Consider the following 11152-nt stretch of genomic DNA (forward strand, 5'->3'; position numbering starts at 1 on the left):
GGCCGGGGCCGGGCCGGGGCCGACCCCCGCCCGGGCGACCGGCCCGGTGCTCCGCCCCCGCCGGCACGAGGGGGACCACCGACCCGAGGTACGCATGAATCTCCTGGCTCCCATACCGTCCGCGACGGAGCGGTTCCGCGCCAAAGGACCGCGCCAGATCGCCGAGATAGCCGCCAAGTACGGCCTCTCCCCCGAGATCCGCGAGGCGCTCGACATCGCCTCCCTGGTCCTGCCGTTCCGGGTGAACGACTACGTCCTGCAGCAGCTGATCGACTGGTCGGCGATCCCCGAGGACCCGATCTTCCAGCTCGTCTTCCCGCAGCGGGGCATGCTCCGCGCCGAGGACGAGCGCCGGCTGGCCGAACTGTCCCGGGACAAGGCCGACGCCCCCCTGCTCCGGGCCGAGGTGCAGCGCATCCGCGACGCGCTCAACCCGCACCCCTCGGGCCAGAAGCAGCTCAACGTGCCCCGCGAGCACGGCGAGGAGATCCCGGGCCTGCAGCACAAGTACCGCGAGACGGTGCTGTACTTCCCGAGCCAGGGCCAGACCTGCCACTCGTACTGCACCTACTGCTTCCGGTGGGCCCAGTTCGTCGGCGACGCCGACCTGAAGTTCGCCGCGCCCTCGCCGGAGGGCCTGGTCCGCTACCTCGGCGGCCACCCCGAGGTCAGCGACGTGCTGGTCACCGGCGGCGACCCGATGGTGATGTCCACCGAGCGGCTGCGCTCGCACCTGGAGCCGCTGCTCGGGCTGGAGAGCGTGCGCACCATCCGGATCGGCACCAAGTCGGTGGCCTACTGGCCGTACCGCTTCCTGACCGACCCGGACGCCGACGAGCTGCTGCGGCTGTTCGAGCGGATCGTCGCCGGCGGCCGCAACGTCGCCGTGATGGCCCACTTCAGCCACCCGCGCGAGCTGGAGAACGACGTCGCCCGCCGGGCGATCGCCCGGATCCGCTCGACCGGCGCACTGGTGTACGGGCAGGCGCCGCTGATCGCCAAGGTCAACGACTCGGCCGCGGTCTGGGCCCGGATGTGGCGCGCCGAGCTGGCGGCCGGCATCGTCCCCTACTACCTTTTCGTGGAGCGCGACACCGGCCCCTACGACTACTTCAAGGTGCCGCTCACCCGGGCCCTGGAGATCTTCCAGGGGGCCTACCGGGACCTCCCGGGCCTGGCCCGCACGGTGCGCGGCCCGATCATGTCCGCGACCCCCGGCAAGATCGTGGTGGACGGCGTCGAGGAGGGGCCCGACGGCCGGTTCTTCCGGCTGCGGATGCTCCAGGCGCGGGACGCCTCGCTGGTCGGCCGGCCGTTCCGGACCCGGTACGACGAGGACGCCGCCTGGATCGACGGCCTGGAACTCGACCCGGCCACCCCCGCCGACCTCGCCGCCGCGCTGCGCCCCTACACGGCGCCGCCCCGCGGCTGAACAGCCCCCGTCCACCGGGCGGTTCCGCCGCCGAGCGCCCCCGCTCCGCACGGCCCGCCGCACCGAGGACCCAGCTCCGAGCACCCGCTCTGACCCCAGGAAGGAGCCGACGATGGCGGGCCGCGTCATGTCCCCCAACCTCGCGCTCAACCAGCTCGTCGCCGAACGCCAGGCGGCGGGCGAGGAGATCGTCCACATGGCGTTCGGCGAGGCCCGGCTGCCGGTGCTCCCCGAGATGGCGGAGCAGCTGGCCCGGGCCGCCGGCGACAACGCCTACGGCCCGGTGGCGGGCGGTGCGGCCGTCCGCGCCGCCGCGGCCGGCTACTTCGGGCGCCGCCGGCTGCCCACCGACCCCGGGCAGGTGGTGCTCGCGCCGGGCAGCAAGCCGCTGCTGCTGGCCCTCCAGATGGTCGTCGGCGGCGATCTGCTGATCCCCGCGCCGGCCTGGAACTCCTACGCCCCGCAGGCCCGTTACGCGGGCAAGAAGGTGTTCGGGGTGCCGATCCCGGCCGAGTGCGGCGGAGTGCCGGACCCAGCGGCGCTGCGCGAGCGGATCCGCACCGCCCGGGCCGCCGGGGACGACCCGCGGATCCTCGTGCTGACCCTGCCGGACAACCCGACCGGCACCCTCGCCCCGCCCGCCCTCGTCCGGGAGCTGTGCGCGATCGCCGAGGAGGAGGACCTGCTGGTCGTCTCCGACGAGGTGTACCGCGACATCGTGCACGACCCCGAACTGCCCTACCTCTCCCCCGCCGAGGTGGTGCCGGAGCGCACCGTCGTCACCAACGGCCTCAGCAAGAGCTTCGGCCTCGGCGGCTGGCGCTGCGGGGTGGCCCGCTTCCCGGCCGGCCCGCGCGGCGAGGCGATCCTGCGCGACGTCCTCACCTTCGCCAGCGAGGCCTGGTCGTCCCTGGCCGCTCCGCTGCAGGCGGCGACGGCGTTCGCGCTGTCCGAGCCGCCGGTGATCCGCGAGCGGCTGGCGGCCAGCGCCCGGCTGCACGGCGCGGTGGCCCGGGCGGTGCACACCGTGTTCACCGACGCCGGGGCGCTCTGCCGCCCGCCGGCCGGCGGCTTCTACCTCTACCCCGACCTGGAGCCGCTGCGCGACCGCCTGGCGGCCGACGGCGTCACCGACTCGGACTCGCTCCAGCGGCGCCTCTTCCGGGACTTCGGCGTCGCCGTGCTGGCCGGGCACCTGCTCGGCGACGACCCGGGCGCGCTGCGCTTCAAGGCCGCCACCAGCCTGCTCTACGGCGCCACCCGCGCGGAGCAGCAGGCCGCCCTGGACGCCGCCGACCCGGTCCGGCTGCCGCACGTCGCCCGGACGCTCGACGTCCTGGCCGACGCCTTCGGCAAGCTCTGCGGCCCGCGCCCGTGACCCCCTGCACCGACCAGACAGGATGCCCATGACCACCGAGCCGCGCCCGCACACCGCGTTCGTCTTCCCCGGGATGGCGCCGTCCCAGTTCTCCGACGTCGCCAAGTTCATGATGATCAACCCCCATGCGCGGGAACTGCTCGCGGTGGCCGACGAGGTCCTCGGCTACTCGCTGTTCGCGCGCTACCGCGACGGGCGGAGCGACTACTCCGAGCACGCCCAGATCGCGTTCTTCCTCAACAGCCTCGCCTCCGCCCGGTGGGCCGAGGAACGGTACGGCCGGCCGCAGGTGATCGCCGGGCCGAGCTTCGGCAGCAAGGCGGCCGCCGTCTACAGCAACGCGCTGGACCTGGCGGACGCCATCCGGCTGACCGCCGAACTGGCCCGCCACGAGGACGAGTACTTCGCCGCCGAGCACCGCGACATCGTCACCCACTCCTTCGCCCGCACCCCCGCCGACCGGCTCGCCGAGATCCTCGCCGAACTGGACGCGCTGGGCGGCTGGTACGAGATCTCCTGCTACATCGACGACGACTTCCACATGCTGTCGCTGGAGGAGAGCCGGGTCGAGTGGCTGGAGGGGCGGCTGCGCGCGGCCGGCGGGCTGCCGCTGTACTCGATGCGCCCGCCGATGCACTGCGCGGCCTTCGCCACCCTGCGCGACACCGTGGAGCGGGAGGTGTTCGCCGGCCTCACGTTCGCCGACCCCGAACTGCCGGTCGTCGCCGACCAGGACGGCGCGCTGCTCACCACCGGCGAGGGGGTGCGCACGATGATGCTGGAGGGCTACGTGAAGCCGGTGCGCTGGCCCGACACGGTGGCCGGACTGCAGGCCGCGGGCGTCGGCCGGGTCGTCGTCACCGGGCCGGACAAGCTGTTCGGCCGGGTGCCGGTCACCACCTCCTCCTTCGAGACACTGGCGGCCAACCCGCGGACGGCGATGATGCCCGAGCCGCAGCGGACCCCGGCCCGGTGAGCGCGCCCGCGCTGTACGAGCGCTTCCTGCGCGGGCTGGCCCGGGCACCGCACCGGCCGGCCGTCCGGGTCGGCGACCGCTCGCTGACCTACCGGGAGCTGCACGAGCGGGCGCTGCGACTGGCCGGTGCGCTGTCGGTCCGCTGCGAACGGCCGCCGGCGGCGGTGGCGGTGCTGGCCGGCAAGGGCTTCGAGGGCTACGCCGGGGTGCTCGCCGCGCTCTACACCGGCGCCGCGGTGGTGCCGCTGAACCCGGCCTTCCCGCCGGAACGCACCGCCCGGATGCTGGCGCTCTCGGACGCCGGGGCGGTCCTGGCGGACGCCGCCGGGACGGCCGTCCTGGCCCGGCTGCCGCAGCCGCTGCCGCCGGTGCTGTCCGTCACCGCGGACGGCGAGCCCGGGGAGGCCGGGCCGGCGCTGGAGCGGCCGCGGCCGGTCACGGCGGACGCGGTGGCCTGCGTGCTGTTCACCTCCGGGTCGACCGGCGTGCCCAAGGGGGTGCCGATCCGGCACTCGGCCTTCGACCACTACTTCCGGCTGTCCGACCGGCGCTACGACTTCGGCCCGCGGGACGTCTTCTCGCAGACCTTCGACCTGAACTTCGACTGCGCCTTCTTCGACCTGTTCAGCGCCTGGGGCGCGGGCGCCGCCGTGCACCCGGTGCCGCCGCACGCCTACCGGGACCTCGCCGGCTTCGTCGCCGAGCGGGGGGTGACGGTCTGGTTCTCGGTGCCGGGCACGATCGGTCTGGCCCGGCGCACCGGGGTGCTCACCCCGGGTTCGATGCCCTCGCTGCGCTGGAGCCTGTTCGCCGGTGAGGCGCTGCGCGACACGGACGCGGCGGACTGGCTGGCCGCGGCGCCCGGTTCGACGCTGGAGAACCTGTACGGGCCGACCGAGCTGACCGTCACCGTCGCGGCGTACCGCTGGCGGCCGGACACCTCGCCGGGCCTGTGCGTCAACGGCCTGTCCCCGATCGGGGCGGTCCACGAGGGGCACCGGCACCTGCTGCTGGGCGAGGACGGCGAGCCGGTCGCCGACGAGGGCGAACTGTGCGTCAGCGGACCGCAGATGGCCGCCGGCTACCTCGACCCGGCGGAGGACGCGGGCCGGTTCACCGAGCACGACGGACTGACCTGGTACCGCACCGGGGACCGGGTGCGCCGCCTGCCCGACGGCGACCTGGTCTACCTCGGCCGCCGGGACGGCCAGGTGCAGGTCCAGGGCTGGCGGGTGGAGCTCGCCGAGGTGGACCACGCGGTCCGCTCCTGCGCCGGCGTGGCCGAGGCCGTGACGGTGACCAGGCCGGGGCCCGGCGGGCTGGAGCTGGTGGTCTACTACACCGGCCGGCCGGCCACCGCCGCCGTGCTCGCCCGTGAGCTGCGCGAGCGCGTCCCGGCGGGCATGATGCCGCGTCACTTCGAGCACGTCGCGGAGTTCCCGCTCAACGCCAACCGGAAGGTCGACCGGAAGGCCCTGGCCGCCCGCGCCGCCGGCGGCTGACCCGGGCGGGCGACGACGACGGGCCGGGGCCCGCGGTACACCTGGTACCGCGGGCCCCGGCCCGTTCCGTCCCCTCCGGCCGGGATCCGGGGGGACGCCCCCCTACGCCCCGGCCAGCGCGGCAAGCGCCGCCCGGTCGGTCTTGCCGTTGTGCGTCACGGGCAGGGTGGGCAGCTGCCGCAGCTCACCGGGCACCATGTACGAGGGCAGCGTCGCCCGCAGGTGGGCCCGGACTCCCGCCTCGATCGCCTCGGCGCCGGGCTCCGGCGCGACGAAGGCGCCGAGCACGTCCTCCTGCCCGGGGCGGCTCAGCACCAGCACGGCCGCCTCGGCCACCCCGGGGCAGCCGCGCAGCGCCCGCTCGACCTCGCCCAGTTCGATCCGGTTGCCGCGGATCTTCACCTGGGAGTCGGTCCGGCCCACGAAGAACAGCTCGCCCGACGGCCCCCGGTAGGCGAGGTCGCGGGAGCGGAAGACCAGCTGGCCGGTGCGCGGGTCGACCGGGTCGCGCACCAGGGCGGCGGCGGTGGCCTCCGGGTCGTTCCAGTAGCCGGAGAACAGCGAGGGGCTGCGCAGGTGGATCTCGCCGACCACGCCGTCCTCCTCGACCGGCCGGCCGTCCTCGTCGATCAGCAGCATCTCGGCGCCCTCGAAGGCGAAGCCGATGGACAGCCGCTCCAGGTCGTCCGGGATCGGGTCCGGCACATCGGTGAGCGAGGAGGCCATCGACTCGGTGGCCCCGAAGCAGTTGACCACCCGGATGCCGGGCAGCAGCTTGCGCAGTTCGCGCAGCTCGGCGATCGGGAAGGCCTCGCCGGAGAACAGCGTGCCCCGGATGTGGGTGAGTTCGGCGAGCCGGTCCGGCTCGTGGCGCAGCGCGCCCCGCCAGATCGAGGGGACGCCGTCGACCTGGGTGGCCCGGGTGGCGGCCAGGTGGCCCAGGAAGCGCCGGGGCCAGGGCAGCAGGGCGCGCGGCACCGGGACGACGGCGGCGCCGCTGGCCAGCGCCAGGCCGATGTCCAGCAGCGAGAAGTCGAACTGCAGCGGCGAGGTGGTGGCGACCCGGTCCGCCGAGGTGACGATCCGGTGGGCGAGCAGCCCGCGGTAGAAGGCGAGCACCCCGCGGTGGCTCATCACGACGCCCTTGGGGCGGCCGGTGGTGCCCGAGGTGAAGATCATGTACGCGGTGTCGGTGGTGACGACCGTGCGGCGGTGCCGGGTCCGCGGCTCGGGGGCCCGCTCCGCCGTCAGCCCGGCCGGCCCGAAGCGGGCGGTGGCCAGCGCCTCCGGGAGGCAGCCGCGCGGGGCCTCGGCGGCCCTGGTGTGCAGCGCCGCCCCGGACAGCTCCAGGATGGTGAGCAGCCGCTGGTCGGGGGTGTCCGGGCTGACCGGCACGAAGGTCAGCCCGAGCATCGAGCAGGCGAGGTACATGGCGATGGCCGGGCCGCTGTTGTCGGCCTCCACCACCACCCGGTCGCCGATGTCCAGGCCGAGCCGGTCGAGTCCGTCGGCGCAGGCGCCGGCCAGCTCCTCCAGCCCGCGGTAGGTCAGGACGACCGGCGTGCCGTCCTCGGCCGTCTCGATGACCGCGGGCGCCTGCGGGGTCACCCGGGCCGCGGCGAGCAGCAGTTCGTGGACCTTCTGCGCGGGGGCGTCCGCCGGCGTGAAGGCCGTTGGTGTCTCAGGCAACGTGGTACTCCCATGGGTCGCCTCTCGGCTCTGCGGACGCGGCCGGTCGTGGGCGTGTTCGCAATGTAGGCGGGCCGCGGAGGGGCGGGCAAGCGGGCGGACCCCACACCCGGGGCGGCGGCCGCCCGGCGGGCCCCAACTAGGGGTGCGTAGGGGTTAGCCAGCGCTTTTGCCTGCCGTACGGTGCGGTTCTGATCCCACCGGTGTGCCCTGCGGGCCGGTACGCATCCCCAAGGTTATGGAGTCAGCGTCGATGTCCGAGTCCAACCTCGCCCCGACCGGCGGCCCGGTGTCCGACCTCCGGACCGACCTGCTCCGGGACCTCGCGGGACGGCCGGCCTCCGAGCAGGACCGGGCCCTGGTGGAACTGGTGCGCGGCGAGATCCGGGCGGTGCTCGGCCGGGTCCGGCCGGACCTCGGGCCCGAGGTGGCGACCGACCGGACCTTCCGCGACCTCGGCCTGGACTCCCTCGGCCTGGTCGAGCTGCACGCGCGGCTGAACGCCGCGACCGGGCTGGCCCTGGAGATCCCGGCGCTGTTCGACCACCCGACGCCGCGGGCCATGGCCCGCCGCCTCGGTGACGACCTGTTCGGCGCCCGCGAGGAGCCGGTGGCCCCGGCCCCGGAGCCGGTCACGGCGGACGACGACGACCCGGTCGTGATCGTCGGCATCGGCTGCCGCTTCCCCGGCGGGATCGGCTCGCCGGAGGAGCTGTGGGACGTCGTCGCGGAGGGCCGCTCGGTGATCGGCGGCTTCCCCACCGACCGCGGCTGGGACCTCGGCGCGCTGTTCGACGACGACCCCGACGCGCTCGGCCGCAGCTACGCCCGGCACGGCGGATTCCTGGCGGAGGCCGCCGAGTTCGACGCCGACTTCTTCGGCATCTCCCCGCGCGAGGCCCTCGCGATGGACCCGCAGCAGCGGATCGTGCTGGAGACCGCGTGGGAGGCGCTGGAGCGGGCCGGCATCGACCCGGACGCGCTGCGCGGCTCGCGCACCGGCGTCTTCCTGGCGGCGGGCCTGCACGAGTACGGGGTGCGGATGGCCGACGCGCCGGCCGGCGTCGACGGCTACGTGCTGACCGGCACCTCGCTGAGCATCCTGTCCGGCCGCACCGCGTACGTGCTGGGCCTGCACGGCCCGGCGCTGACCATCGACACCGCCTGCTCCGGCTCGCTGGTCGCACTGCACCTGGCCGTGCAGTCGGTGCGGCGCGGCGAGTGCTCGCTGGCGCTGGCCGGCGGCGTGAGCGTGATGGCGAGCCCCGGCCTGTTCACCGAGTTCAGCCGGCAGCGCGGACTCGCCCCCGACGGCCTGATCAAGGCCTTCGCGGCCGGCGCCGACGGCACCGGCTTCGCCGAGGGCGCCGGCGTGCTGGTGGTCGAGCGGCTCTCCGCCGCCCGCCGGGCCGGGCGCACCCCGCTCGCCGTGGTGCGGGCCTCCGCGATCAACCAGGACGGCGCCAGCAACGGGCTCACCGCGCCGAGCGGCGCCGCGCAGCGCCGGCTGATCCGCGACGCGCTGGCGCTCGGCGGCCTGCGGCCGGAGGACGTCGACGCGATCGACGCGCACGGCACCGGCACCACCCTGGGCGACCCGATCGAGGCCCAGGCGATCATCGCCACCTACGGCCAGGGCCGGGCCGAGGACCGCCCGCTGCGGCTCGGCTCGGTGAAGTCCAACATCGGCCACACCCAGGCCGCGGCCGGTGTCGCCGGCATCGCCAAGATGGTGATGGCGATGCGCCACGGCGAACTCCCCCGCACCCTGAACGTGGACGCGCCGACCCCGAACGTCGACTGGACGGCCGGGCACGTCGAACTGCTCACCGAGCCGCTCGCCTGGCCCCGCGGGGAGGGGCCGCGCCGGGCCGCCGTCTCCGCCTTCGGCATCAGCGGCACCAACGCCCACGTCGTCCTGGAGGAGCCCGAGCCGGTCGAGCCCGGGGCGGCGCCGCTGCCCGTCGCCGCCCCGGACGCCGCCACGGTGGTGCTGCTGTCCGCGCGCGGGGAGCAGGCGCTGCGGGCCCAGGCCGGCCGGCTGGCCGACCTGCTCGACCAGGAGCCGGGGCTGACCCCCGCGGACCTCGGCCGCTCGCTCGCCGCGACCCGGGCCACCCACCCGGACCGGGCCGCCCTGGTCGCCGCCGGGCGCGCCGAACTCCTGGCCGGGCTGCGCTCGCTGGCCCTCGACGAGGGTTCGACCGCCGCCGTCCGCGACCGGGCCGACGGGGGCCGGCTGGCGTTCCTGTTCACCGGCCAGGGCAGCCAGCGCCTGGCGATGGGCCGCGAGCTGTACCAGCGTCACCCGGTCTTCGCCCGCGCCCTGGACGCCGCCGCCGGCCACCTCGACCTCCAGCTCGAACGGCCGCTGCGCGAGGTGCTGTTCGGCACCGGCCCGGAGGCCGAGGAGCTGCTCGGGCGCACCGCCTACGCCCAGGCCGCGCTGTTCGCCGTCGAGGTCGCGCTGTTCCGGCTGCTGGAGTCCTGGGGCCTGCGCCCCGACTACCTGGCCGGCCACTCGGTCGGCGAGCTCGCCGCCGCCCACTGCGCCGGTGTCCTGTCGCTCGACGACGCGGCCACCCTGGTCGGCGCCCGCGGCCGCCTGATGCAGGCCCTTCCGGCCGGCGGCGCGATGGTCGCCGTCGAGGCCGCCGAGGACGAAGTCCTGCCGCTGCTCGCCGGGTTCGCGGACCGGGCCGCCCTCGCCGCGGTCAACGGCCCGGCCTCGGTGGTGGTCTCCGGCGCCGCCGACGCGGTGCGCGCGATCGCCGACCGGCTCGCCGCGCTGGGGCGCCGCACCAAGGAACTGCGGGTCAGCCACGCCTTCCACTCGCCGCTGATGGAGCCGATGCTCGCCGAGTTCGGCATGATCGCGAGCATCCTCGACTACCGCGAGCCGCGGCTGCCGGTGGTCTCCAACGTCACCGGCCGGGTGCTGAGCGCCGAGGAGATCCGCTCCCCCGAGTACTGGGTGCGCCACGTCCGTGCCACCGTCCGCTTCCAGGACGGCCTGGACTGGCTCGTCGGTCAGGGCGTCACCACCTTCCTGGAGCTCGGCCCCGACCCGGTGCTGTCCGCACTGGGCCGGGAGAGCCTCGGGGAGCGCGCCGGATTCGCCTGCGCGCTGCGCCGCGGCACCGACGAGGAGCGTCAGCTGCTCGGCGCCGTCGCCGCCACCTGGGCCCGGGGCACCGGACCCGACTCGGCCGCGTTCCACACCGGCGGCCGGGTCGTCGAGCTGCCCACCTACCCTTTCCAGCGCCGCCGTTACTGGCTCAGCGCCCCGGCCGCCGAGGGCGACCCGGCGGACCTCGGCCAGACCCGCACCGACCACCCGCTGCTCGCCGCCCTGGTCGGCGTCGCCGGCACCGGGGCCACCGTGCTCACCGGCCGGCTCTCGCTGCGCAGCCACCCGTGGCTGGCCGACCACACCATCGCCGGGGTCACCCTGCTGCCCGGCACCGCGCTGCTCGACCTCGCCCTGCACGCGGGCGCCCGCCTCGGCTGCGAGCAGGTCGAGGAGCTCACCAACGAGGCTCCGCTGGTGCTGCCCGCCCACGACGACCTCGACGTCCAGGTGGCCGTCTCGGCCGCCGACGCCAGCGGGCTGCGCGGCATCGAGATCCACTCCCGGCCCGCCGGGGCGGTGGACGGCACCCCGTGGCGCCGCCACGCCGGCGGCACCCTGGCCCCGGCCCGGCTGTCCGGCGCCCGCGCCGACTGGGCCGAGCCCGCCGTCTGGCCGCCGGCCGGCGCCGAGGGCGTCGACGTGGACGGGCTCTACGCGGCCATCGCCGCCCAGGGCTACGGCTACGGCGAGACCTTCCAGGGCCTGCGCGCGGTCTGGCGGCGCGGCACCGAGGTGTTCGCCGAGGTCGCGCTGCCCGAGGCCGCCCGCGCCGACGCCGGCGCCTTCGGCGTCCACCCGGCCCTGCTGGACGCCGCCCTGCACGCCGCCGACTTCCTGCCCGGGGCGGCCACCGAGGGCGTGCGCGTCCCGTTCGTCTGGCACGATGCCGTCCTGCACTCGGTCGGCGCCGCCACCGTCCGGGTCCGGATCACCCCCGCCGGAGCGGATCGTCGAGGCGCAGCGGAGTGGTGTTGGGAACAACGGGATTCTCCATGCGTCAACCGTAGGTTGTCGATCCGAGGATCGTCAACCATCGGTTGAC

6 protein-coding genes are annotated in these 11152 nt (G+C 75.7%); 5 read left to right on the plus strand and 1 reads right to left on the minus strand.

The features are described 5' to 3' along the window. Positions 1–94: 94 nt before the first annotated feature. The 4 genes from AB0E96_RS31440 (at position 95) to AB0E96_RS31455 (ending at position 5288) form a co-directional block, all read left to right on the plus strand. Positions 95–1432, plus strand: a complete 1338-nt coding sequence (locus AB0E96_RS31440) for a lysine 2,3-aminomutase (protein WP_359829176.1) — start codon at positions 95–97, stop codon at positions 1430–1432. Between the two features lie 112 nt (positions 1433–1544). Continuing rightward, complete coding sequence (locus AB0E96_RS31445; protein ID WP_359829177.1) at positions 1545–2810, plus strand: pyridoxal phosphate-dependent aminotransferase; 1266 nt, start codon at positions 1545–1547, stop codon at positions 2808–2810. Between the two features lie 28 nt (positions 2811–2838). Continuing rightward, positions 2839–3786, plus strand: coding sequence for an ACP S-malonyltransferase (locus AB0E96_RS31450; protein WP_359829178.1), 948 nt, complete (start codon positions 2839–2841; stop codon positions 3784–3786). After that, positions 3783–5288, plus strand: coding sequence for an AMP-binding protein (locus tag AB0E96_RS31455; RefSeq protein WP_359829179.1), 1506 nt, complete (start codon positions 3783–3785; stop codon positions 5286–5288). The genes AB0E96_RS31450 and AB0E96_RS31455 overlap by 4 nt, the downstream gene beginning before the upstream one ends. Positions 5289–5390: 102 nt before the next feature. On the opposite strand, the gene AB0E96_RS31460 is transcribed toward AB0E96_RS31455, so the two are convergent. After that, on the minus strand, positions 5391–6977 hold the full coding sequence (locus AB0E96_RS31460; RefSeq protein ID WP_359829180.1) for an AMP-binding protein: 1587 nt from the start codon (positions 6975–6977) through the stop codon (positions 5391–5393). A gap of 253 nt (positions 6978–7230) precedes the next feature. Here AB0E96_RS31460 and AB0E96_RS31465 point away from each other — a divergent pair, with 253 nt between their 5' ends. Continuing rightward, complete coding sequence (locus AB0E96_RS31465; protein ID WP_359829181.1) at positions 7231–11151, plus strand: beta-ketoacyl synthase N-terminal-like domain-containing protein; 3921 nt, start codon at positions 7231–7233, stop codon at positions 11149–11151. The last annotated feature ends 1 nt before the right edge of the window (position 11152 follow it).

The sequence above is a fragment of the Kitasatospora sp. NPDC036755 genome, from assembly GCF_040636595.1.
Taxonomy (GTDB): domain Bacteria; phylum Actinomycetota; class Actinomycetes; order Streptomycetales; family Streptomycetaceae; genus Kitasatospora.